The following is a 16747-nucleotide window of genomic DNA, read 5'->3' on the forward strand; positions in this document are numbered from 1 at the left end:
CACCGGAGGCGCTCATGCCCGAGCCCCAGAGCACCACACCCGACCCCGTGATCGTCGTGCGCGACGCCGCGGCCACCCTCGGCGCACGCCCCGTCCTGCGCGGCATCGATCTGACCGTGCACCGCGGCGAGGTCGTCGCCCTGCTCGGCGCCAACGGTTCCGGCAAGTCGACCGCCGTGCGCTCCGTCATCGGCCAGGTCCCGCTCACCGGCGGCAGTGTCGAGCTCTTCGGCACCCCGCTGCGCCGCTTCCGCGACTGGGCCCGGATCGGTTACGTACCGCAGCGCACCACCGCGGCCGCCGGTGTGCCTGCCACGATCCGTGAGGTCGTCTCCTCCGGCCGGCTGTCCCGCACCAAGCTGGGACTGCCGCGCAGGGCCGACCGGGCCGCCGTCGACCGCGCCATCGCGCTCGTCGGCCTCGCCGACCGCGCCAAGGACTCGGTGGACGCGCTCTCCGGCGGCCAGCACCAGCGCGTACTGATCGCCCGCGCGCTCGCCTCCGAACCCGAGCTGCTGATCATGGACGAGCCGATGGCCGGCGTCGACCTGGCCAGCCAGGAGATCCTCGCCGAGACGCTGCGCGAACAGGTCGCGGCCGGCACCACCGTGCTGCTCGTCCTGCACGAGCTCGGCCCGCTGGAGCCCCTGATCGACCGGGCGGTCGTGCTGCGAGACGGCTGCGTGATGCACGACGGACCGCCCCCCAAGGCACTCGGGCAGCACGCACTGCCCGGCCACGACCACGTACACCCCCACGCGGCCTCCGAGCCCGTCCGGACGGGACTGCTGAGCTGATCATGGAATTCCTCACCCCTCCCTTCATGCAGCGGGCGCTGATCGCCGCCGTGCTGGTCGGCGTCATCGCCCCCGCCGTGGGCATCTACCTGGTGCAGCGCCGGCAGGCCCTGATGGGCGACGGCATCGGCCACATCGCGATGACCGGCGTCGGCCTCGGCTTCCTGCTCTCCACCAGCCCGGTCTGGATGGCCACGGCCGTCGCCGTCGTCGGCGCGGTCACCATGGAGCTGATCCGCTGGTACGGACGCACCCGCGGCGACATCGCGCTGGCGATGCTCTTCTACGGCGGCATGGCGGGCGGTGTCCTGCTGATCAACCTCTCCGACACCGGTTCCAACGCCAACCTCACCTCGTACCTCTTCGGCTCGCTGTCCACGGTCTCCTCCGAGGACATCACCGCGATCGTGCTGCTGGCGGCGTTCGTGCTGCTGGTGACGGTGGGGCTGCGACGGCAGCTGTTCGCCGTCAGCCAGGACGAGGAGTTCGCCCGGGTCACCGGGCTCCCCGTGCGCGTACTGAACCTGCTGATCGCGGTCACCGCCGCGGTGACCGTCACCGTCGCGATGCGGGTCGTCGGGCTGCTGCTGGTCAGCGCCCTGATGGTGGTCCCGGTCGCCGCCGCGCAGCAGATCACCCGGTCGTTCAAGGTGACGTTCGTGCTCTCGGTCGTCACCGGGGTCGCGGTGACCCTGGCCGGCACCATCACCTCGTACTACCAGGACGTCCCCCCCGGCGCGACGATCGTGCTGCTGGCCATCGGGGTGTTCATCGCCCTGACGCTGCTCGCCGCCCCACTGGCCCGGATCCGTGCCCGCCGCCGCGAAACGGCGGACGAGCGGTGCACCCTGGAAGTACCGGCCACCCGCCCGGCGGCGGACGACGTTCACGTCTGACCCCGCCGCCGGTGCGTACTGGCACAATGGCCCGACATATGTACGGGCGACACGAGGAGGCTCCTGTGGCGACGGCGCCGATCAGTGGAACGAACGCTGCACCGGTACGCGGCCGGTCGACCCGGCAGCGGGCAGCGGTGGCGGCGGCGCTCGACGAGGTGGACGAGTTCCGCAGCGCCCAGGAACTGCACGACGTACTCAAGCACCGCGGTGACTCGGTCGGGCTGACCACGGTCTACCGCACCCTGCAGTCCCTCGCGGACGCGGGCGAGGTCGACGTGCTGCGCACCACCGAGGGCGAGTCCGTCTACCGCCGGTGCTCGACCGGCGAACACCACCACCATCTGGTGTGCCGGATGTGCGGCAAGGCCGTCGAGGTCGAGGGCCCGGCGGTGGAGACGTGGGCGGAGACCATCGCGGCGCAGCACGGTTTCGTGAACGTGGCACACACCGTGGAGGTCTTCGGTACGTGCGTGGAGTGCGCGAGCGCCAAGGGGTGACCTCCGGGGGCGCGGCCCCCGGAGCCCCCGCTGCTCAGCTGCTCAGCTGCTCAGCTGCTCAGCTGCCGGAGGATTCCGCCTTCTGTGCCGCCTCCACCGCACCGCCGAAGCGCCGGTCGCGCTGGGCGAACTCCAGACAGGCCCGCCACAGGTCACGGCGGTCGAAGTCCGGCCACAGCACGTCCTGGAAGACCATCTCGGCGTACGCGCTCTGCCAGATCAGGTAGTTCGAGGTGCGCTGCTCGCCGCTGGGGCGGACGAAGAGGTCGACGTCCGGCATGTCCGGGTAGTAGATGTACTTCGCGAACGTCTTCTCGTTGACCTTCGACGGGTCGAGCTTCCCGGCCGCGACGTCCTGGGCGATCCGCTGCGCGGCGTCCGCGATCTCGGCCCGGCCGCCGTAGTTGACGCAGAAGTACAGCGTCATCTTGTCGTTGTCCTTGGTCTGCTCCTGGGCGACCTGGAGCTCCTGGACGACGGACTTCCACAGCTTCGGCATGCGGCCGACCCAGCGGATCCGGATGCCGAGTTCGTCCATCTCGTCGCGGCGGCGGCGGATGACGTCCCGGTTGAAGTTCATGAGGAACTTCACCTCCTCCGGGGACCGTTTCCAGTTCTCCGTCGAGAACGCGTACAGCGAGAGGTTCTTGACGCCCATCTCGATGCAGCCCTTGAGCACGTCCATGACGACGCCCTCGCCGACCTTGTGGCCCTCGGTGCGCGGCAGACCGCGCTCCTTGGCCCAGCGGCCGTTGCCGTCCATCACGACGGCGACGTGCTTGGGCACGAGCTCACCGGGGATCTTCGGGGGCACGGCACCGGACGGGTGCGGCTCCGGGGTCTTGTAGTCGCGCCGGTTACGGCCACCGAAAATCCCAGATACTGCCATGAACTGTTTCGCTCCCTGTGCCTGATCTGCCTGTGCTGCCTTGGTCATTTCTCTACGTACCGCAGTGAGCGCAGCCCGCGCTCCAGGTGCCAGTGCAGATAGGCGGACACCAGCCCGCTCCCCTCCCTGACATGACGCGCCTCGCACGCGTCCGCCGTCTCCCAGTCACCGCTGAGCAGTGCGCTCAGCAGGGTGACGGCCTCAGCCGAGGGTACGACGCTGCCGGGTACCCGGCAGTCGCCGCATATGACGCCGCCCGCCGCGACGGAGAAGAACCGGTTCGGACCGGGCATTCCGCACCGGGCGCAGTCGACGAAGCTGGGGGCGTAGCCGTTGACCGCGAGGGAGCGCAGCAGGAAGGCGTCGAGGATGAGATTCGGCTCGTGCTCCCCGCGGGCCAGGGTGCGCAGGCCGCCCACCAGCAGCAGGTACTGCTGGACCGCCGGCTCGCCCTCGTGGTCGGTGAAGCGTTCGGCGGTCTCCAGCATCGCGGTGCCGGCGGTGTAACGCCCGTAGTCGGTGACGATTCCGCCGCCGTACGGGGAGATGGTCTCGCTCTGGGTGCAGAGCGGCAGACCACGCCCGACCAGCTCGCTGCCCCGGGCGAAGAACTGCACGTCCACATGGGAGAACGGCTCCAGCCGGGCCCCGAACTTCGACTTCGTGCGCCGCACCCCGCGCGCGACGGCCCGTACCCGGCCGTGGCCGCGGGTCAGGATCGTGATGATCCGGTCGGCCTCGCCCAGCTTCTGCGTGCGGAGCACCACGCCGTCGTCCCGGAACAAGCTCATGGCTCCATTGTCCGGTACGCGGGCGGCCCGGCGGGGCCGCCCCCGCAACCCGGTCCGGTCAGTTCCCGTCCGCGCCGCCGCCCGCGGGCACGACGAGGCCGGATTCGTAGGCGACGATCACCAGCTGGGCCCGGTCGCGGGCGCCCAGTTTGCCCATGATCCGGCTGACGTGGGTCTTGGCGGTGAGCGGGCTGAGGCCGAGGGTCTCGGCGATCTCGGTGTTGTTCAGTCCGCGTGCGACGAGGGCGAGGACCTGGCGTTCCCGGCCGGAGAGCGTCCCGGGGCCGCCGGGTCCGGCACCGGTCGGGGGCTGCGGCGCGCTGAGGACCCGGGCGATGAGCCGGGCGGTCGGGCCGGGCGAGAGCAGGGACTCGCCCGCGGCCACCGTCCTGATCGCGGCGAGCAGGTCGGCGGGCCGGGTGTCCTTGACCAGGAAGCCGGAGGCTCCGGCGCGCAGCGCGTCGACGATGTGGTCGTCGGTGTCGTACGTGGTCAGGACGAGCACCCTCACCCCGGCCAGGTCCTCGTCGGCGGCGATGCGGCGGGTCGCCTCGATGCCGTCGAGCTCGGGCATCCGGATGTCCATCACGACGAGGTCGGCACGGGCGGTGCGGGCGAGGGCGACGGCTTCGAGGCCGGTGCCTGCCTCGCCGACGACCTCCATGTCCGGGTCGGAGCCGACGAGCATCGCGAACGCCGCCCGGACGAGGGTCTGGTCGTCGGCGAGCAGTACGCGGATCATGATGCGGTCTCCGATGCCTGTCTCTGTTCCGGGCCACGCGCTCGTCCCGGTCCCGGGTTCTGTCCCTCGCCCTCGTTCTGGAACGGCAGCAGCGCCGAGACCTCGAAGCCGCCGCCGGAGCGGGGCCCGGCATCCAGGGTGCCGCCCGTGCTGCGGGCCCTCTCCCGCATCCCCACGATGCCGAACCCGGGCGCGGAGCCGTCCTCCACCGGGCCGGTGCCGTCGTCGGTGACCGTGACCCGCAGGGCGCCCGTGCCGGCGGGTTCGACGGCGACGACGATGCGGACGCCGGGGCCCGCGTGCCGTACCGCGTTCGTCAGGGACTCCTGGACGATGCGGTACGCGGCCGCTCCGGTCGCCGGGGCGAGGCGGCTGTCCGGTGCGCGCACCCGGAGGTCCACCTGCGCCCCGGCCGCCTCCGCGGCGCGTACGAGACCGGGCAGTGCGGCCAGATCGGGCAGCGGGCCGTCCGTGTCGTGCCGGTTGCCGTTCCCGGTGTCGCGCAGCACCTGGAGGGTGGTCCGGAGCTCCGCCCTGGCTTCCCGGCAGGTGTCCGCGATGTCGTCCAGGGACGCGGCGACGGCCTGCCGGTCGAGCCGTTCCGGGTCGACGGTCAGGATGTGCGAGGCGACCGAGGTCTGCACGCCGATGAGGGTGATGCTGTGGGCCAGCAGGTCGTGCAGATCGCGGGCGATCCGCAGCCGCTCCTCGGCGACCCGCCGCCGGGCCTCCTCCTCGCGGGTGCGTTCGGCTCGTTCCGCGCGCTCCAGCATCGAGGCGACGTACTGGCGGTAGATGCGTACGTCGACACCGCAGAACAGCACGGCGACGATCCACCCGGAGATCCGCAGCAGTTCGAGGCCCTGATGGGCGTCGATGGTGAGCACCACCGTCACCATCACGGACGTCACCCCGATACCGGTGATCAGGGTGCGCAGCGGGCGGCCGGTCACGGCCACGGTGTAGAGCGCGATCCAGGTCTGCGGCATCGGAGCCGTATGGGCGTTGTCGAGGCCGTGGTAGAGCATCAGCAGCGGGATCATGGCGAGCAGGACGAGGACGGGGTTCCGCCGCCGCCACACGAGCGGTGCGGCGCTGCCCAGCAGCAGGAGCCAGCCGAGAGCGTCGGGCGCGGCGGCGGCGTCGGCGAACAGGGCGAGGACGGCGGAGAGCGCACCGGCGCCCACGGCTACGAGGGCGTCGGTGCGCGTCTTGTGCGGCGCGTGCATGGGGTCGCGGTTGACGACGGCCAGGATGCGCTCGCGGCGGCGTGCGGTGGTGGACACGCCGCCATCCTCCGGTACGGGTCGGGGCATTGTCAGGGGGCCCTGACGAGTTCCTGTTCGCGCGGGGCGGGCGCGGCAGGAGTACGGCTGAGCGCGCCGGGCCACCACATCCTCCGCTGCAGGGCCACGCTCGCCGAGGTCACCAGGTAGGTGCGGACGAGGAAGGTGTCGAGCAGGACCCCCACGGCGATGACGAAGCCCATCTCGACCAGGGAGGTCAGCGGCATGTTCGTCAGGACGGCGAAGGTGGCGGCGAGCACGAGTCCCGCAGAGGCGATCACACCGCCGGTGGTGCGCAGTGCGGTGAGCGCGGCCTCGGTGGGTTCGGCGCCGCCCCGGGCCTCCTCGCGGACCCGGTGCATCAGGAAGATGCCGTAGTCGACGCCGAGTGCCACCAGGAAGACGAAGGAGAGCAGCGGCAGACCGGGATCGGTGCCCTTGAGCCCGAAAAGCGGTTCGAAGAGCAGTCCGCCGATGCCGAGCGCGGCGCCCCAGACCGCGACGACGGCGGCGACGAGCAGCAGCGGGGCGACGAGGCTTCGCAGCAGGACGATCAGGATCAGCAGGACGGAGAGCAGGACGAGCGGGACGACGATGTTCAGGTCCCGGGAGCTGGCTGTCTCCAGGTCCATCTGCTGGGCGCCGGGCCCGCCGACGTGGCTGCCGTCCAGGCCGTCGCGCAGGGCGCGGATGGTCTCCCGCTCCCCCGCGGACTCCGGCCGGTCCCTGGCGACGACGGACAGTTCGGTCCAGCCGCCGCCGCTGCGGCCGCGTTCGGCGGAGGCGACGCCCTCGGTCGTACGGGCCTTCGCCAGCGCGGCGCCGGCCCGGTCGCTGGGGGTGATCACGGTGATCGGCTGGGCGGAGCGGCCGGGGTAGGTGTCGGCGAGGATCGTCATGGCCACGACCGAGTCCGGCTTGCTGGTGAAGGAGTCCTCCTGCTTGAGGTCGCCGGGCAGGTTGAACGCGCCGAGCGACAGGGCGCCCAGCAGCACGCCGCCGACGACGAGCACGGCGACGGGCCTGCGCTCGGCGGAGCCGCCCATGGCGGCGAAGAGCGAGCGGCGCTTCTTCGGCTCGGTGCCGTACACGGGGACGAGAGGCCAGAACACCCGGCGGCCCAGGAGCACCAGGACGGCCGGCAGCAGCGTCAGCATCGCCAGGAGCGCGCACAGCACCCCGACGGCGGCGATGGGCCCCATGCCCCGGCTGCTGGTGAGATCGGCGGCCAGCAGGCACAGGAGGCCCGCTGCGACGGTGGCGGAGGACGCGAGGACGGCGGGCCCGCAGCCGCGCAGCGCCGCCGCCATCGCCTCGTGCGGCCGGGCGACACGGGTGAGTTCCTCGCGGTAGCGGGAGACGAGCAGCAGGGCGTAGTCGGTGCCCGCGCCGAAGACGAGGATGGTCATCACCGCGGAACTCTGGCCGGTGACGGTGACGTCGAAGCCCCGGTTGAGGCCGTATACGACCGCCATCGACAGGGCGTCGGCGACGCCCGCGACGACGAGCGGCACCAGCCACAGCAGCGGGCTGCGGTAGATGAGGATCAGCAGGATCGCCACGACGGCGACAGTCGTGTAGAGCAGCGGCCCGCCGAGCGAGCCGTAGACCTTCTGTGCGTCGGCGTTCAGTGCGCCGGGTCCGCCGACCTCGACGCTCAGCCCGCCGCCGCCCTTCGCGGTCTCGCGCACCTCGTCGACGAACGCGGTGCGCGCCTCGTCGTCCTGGCCGGGCTCGGTCGTGGAGACCGGGTACATCAGCGTCGTGCCGTCCTTGGACGGCACCGCCCGGGGCGGCGTGGTGAGGGTGTGGCCGCTCGCCACCTCGGCGGTCTGCCGGGCCGCAGCGGCCCGGTCGGCGGCGGTCAGTCCGCCGTCGCGGTGGTAGACGAGGACGAGGTCGGTCGACTCGCCGCCGGGCAGCGTGTCCTGGATCTTCGCCACCTGGGTGGAGTCGGCGCTCGCCGGCAGATAGTCGACGGCGCGGTTGACCTGTACGTCCCCGAGCTTGCCGGCCAGCGGGCCGGCGATCGCGATCACGGCGACCCAGAGCGCGACGATCGCCCAGGGCAGCATGCGCCACCTGCTCCGTGGTCGTGTCCGCTCGCCCTCGTCCTGTGCTGCGGCCCTCATGAAGGGCCCCCCTTCCGTACGGGTGTCCGGTCATCTCCAGACTCCCGTCGGACCGGGGGCGGTTCGTCGCGCTGGGGGCCGACTTCCCGGCTACTGCCGGGGAGGGCAAGACGGCCCGGCTACTCCCGCGGGAGTACCGGGCCGGTGCAGAGAGAAGGGGATCAAGAGGGCGTACGTGCTGCCGCCGCGAGGAGTCGGGCGGTGTCCTCGGCGCGGAGCCGCAGCGCCCCGCCGATCGTGGTCAGCACCTCGCGCTCGGCCGGGCTGTACGGTCCGTCGGCGAGGGCGATCCGGGCGCCCTGGAGCAGAATCGATTCGCGCCCGGCGGAGGCGAGATGCGGGGCGAGCGGCTCCAGCGCCTCGTGGAGCTCGATGGCAAGGGCCGCACCGCACGCCTCGGCCGCGGGGTCGAACGCGGAGCCGTGGCCGATGTCGGCGGAGAGGATCTCGACGACGGTGGCGAGCTGCTCCTGCGTGCAGTCGTCGAAGCCGGCGCCGCGCACGGTCTCGACCGCCGTCTCCAGGACCGTACGGGAGGTGCTGCCGCCCGCCGCGAGGACCCCGAGGGTCACGGTGTGGACGGCGTCCCTGAGCATCGCGGAGAACCGTGTGGTGGTGGGGTGGTCGAGCGCCTCGGTGTCGAAGTGGGCGTGGCAGGCGGCGCATTCGACGACCGGGCCCACGGTGCCGCGGCGCAGCAGCGGCACTCCGAGGACGGCCAGGCGGCGGCGCCCGGTGAGGCGGCGGTAGTTGCGGTCGCCTCCGCAGCCGGGGCAGAAGAACTCGCCGTCACCGACGGTGTCCCACATCGTGCGAATGCCGCAGATACGCAGCTTTATGGCGCGTTGTCCCAGGGCTGACCGCACGTCGCACACCTCCGTAACTCCCCCGTAGCCCGAAGGGCACGGGAGGTGCCCCCTCCGGCAACATTGCCGTGTTGGACGTGATGTTAACCACATCCATGAAGCGGCGTCAGCACCTCGATCGTCACAACCGTCGGGAGATGGCCGAACCCCGCCCCCCGGGTGCGGGTGGGCGGGGTTCACGGACCGTACGACTTCATGCCCTTTCGGGCACCGGGTCAGCGGGTGGCGCGGTTGACGGCCGAGACGACCGCCTTCAGGGAGGCCCGCGTGGTGTTGGCGTCGATGCCGATGCCCCACAGGACCTTTCCGTCGATGGCGCACTCGATGTACGAGGCGGCCTGCGCGCTCGCACCCTCGCTCATGGTGTGCTCGGTGTAGTCCAGCAGCCGGACGTCGATGCCGATGGCCTGCAGCGCTTCGAAGAACGCCGAGATCGGGCCGTTGCCGGTGCCGTTGAGCACGGTGTCCACGCCGTCCACGGTCGCCTCGACGGTGATCGTGTCCTGGCCGTCCGAACCGGTCGTGGTCTGGCCGGAGCGGATCTGCACGCGCCCCCAGGCGTTTTCCGGGTTGGGCAGGTACTCGTCCTGGAACGTGGTCCAGATCTGCGTCGGCGTGACCTCGCCGCCCTCGGCGTCGGTCTTGGCCTGAATGATCCGGGAGAACTCGATCTGCATCCGGCGCGGCAGGTCCAGCTTGTGGTCGTTCTTCAGGACGTATGCGATTCCGCCCTTGCCGGACTGCGAGTTGACCCGGATGACGGCCTCGTAGGAACGGCCGACGTCCTTCGGGTCGATCGGCAGGTACGGGACCGCCCACTCGATGTCGTCGACGGTCTTGCCCTGGGCGGCCGCGTCGGCCTCCATGGCGTCGAAGCCCTTCTTGATGGCGTCCTGGTGGGAGCCGGAGAAGGCGGTGTAGACCAGGTCGCCCGCGTAGGGGTGGCGCGGGTGGACCTCCATCTGGTTGCAGTACTCGCTGGTGCGGCGGATCTCGTCGATCTGCGAGAAGTCGATCTGCGGGTCGACGCCCTGCGAGAACAGGTTCATGCCCAGCGTCACCAGGTCGACGTTGCCGGTGCGCTCGCCCTGGCCGAACAGACAGCCCTCGATCCGGTCCGCGCCTGCCATCAGCGCCAGTTCGGCGGCGGCGACGGCGGTGCCGCGGTCGTTGTGCGGGTGGACGGACAGGCAGACGAACTCGCGGCGCGACAGGTTGCGCGACATCCACTCGAACCGGTCCGCGTGCGTGGACGGCGTCGAACGCTCCACGGTGGCGGGCAGGTTGAGGATGATCTCGCGGCCCTCCTCGGGCTGCCAGACGTCACAGACCGCCTCGCAGACCTCCAGGGCGAAGTCCAGCTCGGTGTCGGTGAAGATCTCGGGGCTGTACTGGTAGCCGAAGATCGTCTCGTCGCCCAGGATCTTCTCGGCGTACTCCATGACCAGCCGGGTGCCGTCCACGGCGATCTGCTTGACCTGCTCCTTGGAGCCGCGGAAGACCACGCGGCGGAAGGTGGGGGCGGTCGCGTTGTACAGGTGCACGGTTGCGCGGTGGGCGCCGCGCAGGGACTCGACGGTCCGCTCGATCAGCTCCTCGCGGGCCTGCGTCAGGACGGAGATCGTCACGTCCTCGGGGATCGCGCCCTCTTCGATGATGGAGCGGACGAACGCGAAGTCGGTCTCGCCGGAGGACGGGAAGCCGACCTCGATCTCCTTGTAGCCCATGCGCACCAGCAGGTCGAACATCTCACGCTTGCGGGCCGGCGACATCGGGTCGATCAGGGCCTGGTTGCCGTCGCGCAGGTCGGTGGAGAGCCAGCGGGGCGCGGTGGTGACGCGCTTTTCCGGCCAGGTGCGGTCGGGGATCTCCACGGCCTCGTACCGGCCGTACTTGTGAACCGGCATCCCGGACGGCTTCTGCAGCCCCGTGGCGTTGGTGATCGGCGTGGGACGGCCCACGGCGTTCTCGGCGGGGGTCTGCGCGGGGTTCACTACGGTCATGGCGTGGGGCTCCTCGGGGTCCTGCAAGGGGACGGCCGACTGTGTCGCTGCAACACCAGACTCCGCGGGGAGGGGGTCGGCCTACGACTACAGGCCCTCGCCGCGGCAGCTAAGAAGAAGCAGCCCGAAACGCATGATGCGATGAGGTTAGCCCAGTGGCGCCCGAGACGTCGGTGCCGTATCAGTATGCGGGACCGGACGCCGGTAACGGGTGAACAGTGATGGATCACTCTATTTCGTCAATCCAGGTAGCAACCAGTGACTTTGCCGTCACACGCTGCCACAGTCGTGTGTATGCAGCCTCGATCTCAGCACGGGTCCCACCCCGTCTTCTGCACCATCGTGCCGCCCCACGTCCTCGACAAGCTGTCGCAGTCCGACGACCCCGTCCTGGCGGGCCCGGCCCGCCGCACCCTGGAGGCGGACGCCGCCCGGCGCACCCGCCGCCAGGTGACCACCGTCGTACGGTCCACCATCGCCCCCGCACCCGAGGGCGACCGGTCCGGCAAGCCCGACCGCACGCTCTACGACTGCCGCCACGGCACGGACCTCCCCGGCACCGAGGTCCGCGCCGAGGGCGATGAGCCCACGTCCGACGCCAGCGTCAACCGCGCGTACGCGGGCCTCGGCGCCACCTTCGAACTGCTGCTCAGCGCCTATGGCCGCCGTTCGATCGACGGCAACGGGCTGCCGCTGATCGGCTCCGTGCACTACGACGAGAAGTACAACAACGCCTTCTTCGACGGCGAGCAGATGGTCTTCGGCGACGGGGACGGGGAGATCTTCCTGGACTTCACCGTCGCCATCGACGTGATCGCCCATGAGCTGGCGCACGGACTGACCCAGTACACGGCCAACCTGAACTACTACGGCCAGTCCGGCGCGCTCAACGAGTCGGTCTCCGACGTGTTCGGGTCCCTGGTGAAGCAGTACTCGCTGGGCCAGACCGCCGCACAGGCCGACTGGCTGATCGGCGCGGGGCTGCTGGCTCCCCGCGTCCAGGGGGTGGCGCTGCGCTCGATGAAGGCGCCCGGTACCGCGTACGACGACGACGTGCTCGGCAAGGACCCGCAGCCCGCCTCGATGGACGACTACATCCACACGGGCGAGGACAACGGCGGGGTGCACCTCAACTCCGGCATCCCGAACCGCGCGTTCTACCTGCTGGCCACCGCGCTCGGCGGCAGTTCCTGGGAGCGGGCGGGCCAGCTCTGGTTCGATGTCCTCACCGGTGGTGAACTGGCGGTGGACGCGGACTTCGCGTCCTTCGCCCGGCTCACCGTGGCGGCGGCCCGCAGCCGCTTCGGCGAGGGCGACGAGGCGGAGGCGGTCCTCAAGGCCTGGTCGGAGGTGGGCGTGCCGACCACGTAACCGGGCCGGGCAGGCCTGTCCGTCGAGGAAGGACACCGCATGCGGATCCAGGTGAGCAGGACCGGAGGCTTCGCCGGCATCGCGCGCCGCCGCGAGATCGACACCTCGGGACGGGCCGACGCCCACGATTGGGAGGCCCTGGCCGAATCGGCACTCACCGGCGGCCGGGAGGCTGCCGCGACGGGCGTTCCGGACGGCTTCAGCTACCGGATCACGGTCGACGGCCGCACCGTGCACTGCGCGGACCCGCGGCTGACCGACGCCCAGCGCGCCCTGGTCTCACGCGTCCTGAAGGAGGGCGCGTGAGACCGGCGGCGCACGACTGACGGGGCTCGGGAACGGTCCCCGCTCCCTGCTGGGCTCAGAACCCCAGCTTGCGCAGCTGCTTGGGGTCGCGCTGCCAGTCCTTGGCGACCTTCACGTGCAGGTCGAGGAAGACCGGTGTGCCCAGCAGGGCCTCGATGTGCTTGCGCGACTTCGTGCCGACGTCCTTCAGCCGCTTGCCCTTCGGGCCGATGATGATGCCCTTCTGGCTGGGCCGCTCGATGTAGACGTTGGCGTGGATGTCCAGCAGCGGCTTGTCCGCCGGACGGTCCTCGCGCGGCAGCATCTCCTCGACGACGACCGCGATGGAGTGCGGCAGCTCGTCCCGTACGCCTTCGAGTGCCGCCTCCCGGATCAGTTCCGCGACCATGACCATCTCGGGCTCGTCGGTGAGATCGCCCTCCGGGTAGAGCGGCGGGCTCTCCGGGAGCAGCGGGGCGATCAGGTCGGCCAGCAGGCCGACCTGATCGTCCTTGACGGCCGATACCGGGATGATCTCCGCCCACTCGAAGCCGAGCTCCTCGCCGAGGCGGGAGACGGCCAGCAGCTGTTCGGCGAGCTGCTTGGACTCGACCAGGTCGGACTTGGTGATGATCGCGATCTTGGGCGTCTTCTTGATGCCCGCGAGTTCCTTGACGATGTACTTGTCGCCGGGGCCGAGCTTCTGGTCGGCGGGCAGGCAGAAGCCGATGACGTCGACCTCGGCCCAGGTGGTGCGTACGACGTCGTTGAGACGCTCGCCCAGCAGGGTGCGTGGCTTGTGGAGGCCGGGGGTGTCGACCAGGATCAGCTGTGCGTCCGGCCGGTGCACGATGCCGCGCACGGTGTGCCGGGTCGTCTGGGGCCGGTTGGACGTGATCGCCACCTTCTGGCCGACCAGAGCGTTCGTAAGGGTGGACTTGCCCGCGTTGGGACGGCCCACGAAGCAGGCGAAGCCGGCCCGGTGGGGGGCGGTGTTCTCAGCCTGCTGCGCAGCAGCTTCTGGGTTAGGTCGAGCGCTCATGGCGCCCATTGTCCCCGATCCCGGCGGCCGCGGGGCACCAAGGAGGCCGCCGCGGCCACCGGACCCTCTTCTCAGGCCGTGCGGCGACGGTTCCGGCGTGACCGGATCCACAGCGCCGCACCCCCGGAGAGGACCGCCAGCAGCGCCCCGGCGACCAGCCAGGGCAGTGCGAAGTACGAGACGGAGGCGGACTCGCGGGTGTCGCGGGCGCTCGCGGTCAGCTTGATCTCGCCCCACTCCACCTGCGGCGCGCCCGCCCACTCCTCGGTGAGCCGCACCTCCTGGCGCGGCAGCAGCTCGGAGGGGATGCGTTTGAGGTCGCGGGCGAGCAGGGTGCGGCCGAAGAGGCCCTCTGCCTTGAGGGCGACCTTGGGGCTGAGGGTGACGTTGCCGCGGTTGCGGAGCGTGTACGAGATGACGGCCCGGGACTTGCCCGTGCCCGGGACCAGCGGGTGGGTGTGCTTGACCGCCACGTCCTCGACGGAGAGCGCGGGCATCGTCGGGCCGTTGACCCGCAGGTAGATCCGGGCGCCGACCGCCTTCTGGATGCCGACGGCGACGGCGCCCGCGTCGGCGGGGTCGATGCGCTCGTCGAGAGCGACGAGCGCGCCGGGGTGGTCGCCCGGTTCGGCGTCCTCGGGCACCTTGATCGTCACGGGCACGGTGACGGAGCCGTGCGGTTTCACGGTGACCCGGTCGCGCCCGGCCTTCGCCCAGGCGCCGACGGAGCGCTGCTTCTCGTTCTGCGCCCGGACCGCGAATCCGCCGTCGCGTGCGGTGTTGTAGGCGTCGGCGGCGTACAGCCGGAAGGCCAGCGGCTCACCGGTCTTGTTGGTGACGGTCACCTTGTCGGTGAGGGTGGCGCCGGGGTCGGCGGAGAGGTAGAAGTACGGCCGCGTGCCCGCGTCGGCGGTGGCGGGGAAGACCGACCAGCTGCCGTTGTCGGCGGCGGCGGCCGTGGGCGCGCCGAGCAGGAGCAGGCCCCCGGCCAGCAGGGTCGCCAGGGTCGTCAGGAGTACGGACGGTTTGCGCACGGTGCGGGCCCCCAGGTGCACGCTCGGGCGGGGTGGGCCGGCCGGGTGCGCGCCCGGCCCACCGGTTGATCAGTGGTGCTCGCTCACGTGATCAGCTGTTCTCGCTCACGCGATCGGTTGTTCTCGTTCACGCGATCGGTTGTTCCCGCTCACGTCAGGGTGAGCGTGAGCACTCCGGTGTACGAGCCGGCGGCGGTGAACGCCGGTACGTCCAGCGACAGCTGTGCGTCGACGGTGAACTCACCTCCGGTGAACGCGCCGTCCGGCGTGGACGCCAGGGTGGCTCCCCCGCTGCCGACCGTTCCTTCGGACCCGGCCGCGCAGGTGCTCGGGCTGCCGGACTTCGTGGCGCAGGCCGGACTCCAGCCGAGCGCGGAAGCGCCGATCGTCGCCCCGCCCGGACCCGTGAAGTCGGTGACCTTGCCGGTCAGGGACCAGCCCGCGGGGCCGCCGCGGAAGTCCTTGACCGTCACCGTCTGCAGAGCGCCGGTGGAGGCGCCGCCCTGCCCGAAGTCGACCGCCGACAGTGCGACGGAGTCCCCGGCCTGGGCCATGGAGAGGGTGCCCGCCCTGACCGACGAGGTCAGCTGCTGGCTGCCGTCCGGAATCTCACCGCCGCCACCGGTGACGGTGTAGGCCTGGGGGCCCGCGCCCTTGGCGGCGTCCCAGCCGGCGCCCTCGTAGGCGACGATGCCGGTGGTCGCCGGGTCGTTGACGGTGAGCTGTCCGGTGAAGCCGCCCGAACCGTCGGCGGTGACCGTCGCGGTGTCACCGGTCTGGGCGTCCCCGGCCCGGCCGGCGAGCGTGACGGGTGCGCCCGCGGTGAACTTCGACCCGGTCACGGTGACCTGGTCGCCGGCCGCGCCGGAGGCCGTACCGAGCTGGATGGCACGTTCGTTGACCTGGCCGCCGCCGTCCGTGGCGATGATCGTCTGGGAGACGGGGGCGGGCGGATCGGTGACCGTGCAGGGCGTGTCCAGCTCCATGATGTAGCTGGTGTGGATGTTGTAGTCGCCGGGCGAGAGCGTGATCTCGCCGGGCGCGGTGACCGTGAAGGTGCCGGTCATGGAGAACGACGGGAAATCGCCCTTGCCGGGCACCGGTTCGTTCTTCTTCGGGCCCGCCACCGTGACGTCGGCGGACTGCGCACCGCCGACGGTGACCTTGCCGGTCGGCGTCATGATGTCGGCGGGCAGCGCCAGGTCGACGGGGTTGCTCGCGGCAGGCTTGACGACGGTGTAGGTCACCGTGACCGTGTCGCCGACCTTCGGGGCGGCGTTGTCGACGGTGATCCGGGCCGAGGTCGTCCCGTCGATCGGCGGGATGCCGGCGATGGCGGGCGGGATGCAGTGGGTCGGGAAGTCCACCGCGACCGAGGCCGTCGCACTGGCCTGCGCGGGTCCGGCGAGCAGCCCTCCCCCGGTGACGACGAGCGCGCCGACACCCAGCGCGGCGGCCCAGCGGCGGCCGCGGTCCGGACGGTCCCGGCGACGGGATCCTCGGCTGTCGGATCTTCGAATGGCTTGGCGCATGGAGCCCCCTCCTGCGGGATCCGGCGCGGCGGCTCTTCCGCGCCGGCAGGGGGCCATTGATGACTCCGGTCCGGAAGAAGTCAATGCACTCGAAACGCGCTGACTGATGGGCCATCAGATGGTGTCAAGATCCGTGCTTCCCGCACATCCCGTACGAACGCCCCGCGCCGGTGGGGCGCGGGGCGTTCGTACACACGATGGGGTCCTGCGGAGGTCAGCCCGCCGTCACGGTGAGCCGCAGCACCCCGTCGGGCCCCGCGAGCAGCACGGGCGTGTCGGCCCCGCCCAGGTCCCGTACGGCGGCCCTGTCCTCGTCGGAGGGGGTCTCCGCCGCGGAGACGACAGCGGCCGCCTCCAACGACGTGGCCCCGCTGGCCACGGCCATCGCGACGGCCGTCCGGAGCGCGCTGAGCTTCAGCGACTCCAGCTCCACGGTCCCCGCCACATACGTACGTCCGGTCTCGTCCCGCACGGCCGCGCCCTCCGGCACACCGTTGCGGGCGCGGGCGCTGCGCGCCAGCGTGACGATCTTGCGGTCCTCGGCCCCGAGGTCGGTGCTATCGGTCATGTGCCGAGCATAC

The 16747-nt window shown here is 71.3% G+C and carries 16 protein-coding genes; 5 read left to right on the forward strand and 11 right to left on the reverse strand.

All coding sequences use genetic code 11. The features are described 5' to 3' along the window. Positions 1–14 precede the first annotated feature (14 nt). From SH922_RS12560 to SH922_RS12570, 3 genes are all read left to right on the forward strand, one after another. Positions 15–797, forward strand: coding sequence for a metal ABC transporter ATP-binding protein (locus SH922_RS12560; protein ID WP_393063542.1), 783 nt, complete (start codon positions 15–17; stop codon positions 795–797). 2 nt (positions 798–799) lie between these two features. Continuing rightward, entirely contained in the window at positions 800–1693 is an 894-nt protein-coding gene (locus tag SH922_RS12565; RefSeq protein ID WP_393057965.1) for a metal ABC transporter permease, read from the forward strand. A gap of 65 nt (positions 1694–1758) precedes the next feature. After that, positions 1759–2193 carry a Fur family transcriptional regulator gene (locus SH922_RS12570; RefSeq protein WP_393057967.1) on the forward strand — a complete coding sequence of 145 codons (435 nt, stop codon included), beginning with the start codon at positions 1759–1761 and terminating at the stop codon, positions 2191–2193. Positions 2194–2251: 58 nt separating this feature from the next. Here the strand turns inward: SH922_RS12570 and SH922_RS12575 are convergent, their stop codons facing one another. The 7 genes from SH922_RS12575 to leuA form a co-directional block, all read right to left on the reverse strand. Beyond that, complete coding sequence (locus SH922_RS12575) at positions 2252–3082, reverse strand: isoprenyl transferase (protein WP_393057969.1); 831 nt, start codon at positions 3080–3082, stop codon at positions 2252–2254. A 44-nt stretch (positions 3083–3126) separates the two neighbouring features. Beyond that, positions 3127–3873, reverse strand: coding sequence for a DNA repair protein RecO (recO, locus tag SH922_RS12580; RefSeq protein WP_393057971.1), 747 nt, complete (start codon positions 3871–3873; stop codon positions 3127–3129). A gap of 58 nt (positions 3874–3931) precedes the next feature. After that, a complete protein-coding gene (locus tag SH922_RS12585; protein ID WP_393057974.1) occupies positions 3932–4615 on the reverse strand; it encodes a response regulator in 684 nt (227 codons plus the stop codon). After that, entirely contained in the window at positions 4612–5931 is a 1320-nt protein-coding gene (locus SH922_RS12590; RefSeq protein WP_393057976.1) for a sensor histidine kinase, read from the reverse strand. Before SH922_RS12590 ends, SH922_RS12585 begins: the two co-directional genes overlap by 4 nt. 2 nt (positions 5932–5933) lie before the next feature. Then, complete coding sequence (locus tag SH922_RS12595; protein ID WP_393057979.1) at positions 5934–8033, reverse strand: MMPL family transporter; 2100 nt, start codon at positions 8031–8033, stop codon at positions 5934–5936. A 161-nt stretch (positions 8034–8194) separates the two neighbouring features. Further along, a complete protein-coding gene (locus SH922_RS12600) occupies positions 8195–8899 on the reverse strand; it encodes a TerB family tellurite resistance protein (RefSeq protein WP_393057981.1) in 705 nt (234 codons plus the stop codon). Between the two features lie 215 nt (positions 8900–9114). Next, a complete protein-coding gene (leuA, locus tag SH922_RS12605) occupies positions 9115–10902 on the reverse strand; it encodes a 2-isopropylmalate synthase (protein ID WP_393057983.1) in 1788 nt (595 codons plus the stop codon). Positions 10903–11196: 294 nt separating this feature from the next. On the opposite strand from leuA, the gene SH922_RS12610 reads away from it, so the two are divergent. Next, positions 11197–12273: a M4 family metallopeptidase gene (locus tag SH922_RS12610; protein WP_393057985.1), complete on the forward strand. Its 1077-nt coding sequence runs from the start codon at positions 11197–11199 to the stop codon at positions 12271–12273. Between the two features lie 39 nt (positions 12274–12312). After that, the gene (locus SH922_RS12615) at positions 12313–12579 is read left to right on the forward strand and encodes a protealysin inhibitor emfourin (RefSeq protein ID WP_393057987.1); all 267 of its coding nucleotides are present in this window, start codon (positions 12313–12315) and stop codon (positions 12577–12579) included. Between the two features lie 55 nt (positions 12580–12634). Here SH922_RS12615 and era read toward each other — a convergent pair whose 3' ends face one another. From era to SH922_RS12635, 4 genes are all read right to left on the reverse strand, one after another. Further along, positions 12635–13609 (reverse strand): GTPase Era, encoded by a 975-nt coding sequence (gene era / locus SH922_RS12620; RefSeq protein ID WP_208764595.1) that lies wholly within the window; start codon positions 13607–13609, stop codon positions 12635–12637. 62 nt (positions 13610–13671) lie between these two features. Beyond that, positions 13672–14634 (reverse strand): WxL protein peptidoglycan domain-containing protein, encoded by a 963-nt coding sequence (locus tag SH922_RS12625; protein WP_393057990.1) that lies wholly within the window; start codon positions 14632–14634, stop codon positions 13672–13674. Between the two features lie 149 nt (positions 14635–14783). Next, positions 14784–16166, reverse strand: coding sequence for a beta-xylosidase (locus SH922_RS12630; RefSeq protein WP_393057992.1), 1383 nt, complete (start codon positions 16164–16166; stop codon positions 14784–14786). Between the two features lie 214 nt (positions 16167–16380). After that, positions 16381–16734, reverse strand: a complete 354-nt coding sequence (locus tag SH922_RS12635) for a cytidine deaminase (RefSeq protein WP_393057994.1) — start codon at positions 16732–16734, stop codon at positions 16381–16383. Between the last annotated feature and the right edge of the window lie 13 nt (positions 16735–16747).

Source organism: Streptomyces sp. LN549 (assembly GCF_043203805.1).
Classification (GTDB): domain Bacteria; phylum Actinomycetota; class Actinomycetes; order Streptomycetales; family Streptomycetaceae; genus Streptomyces.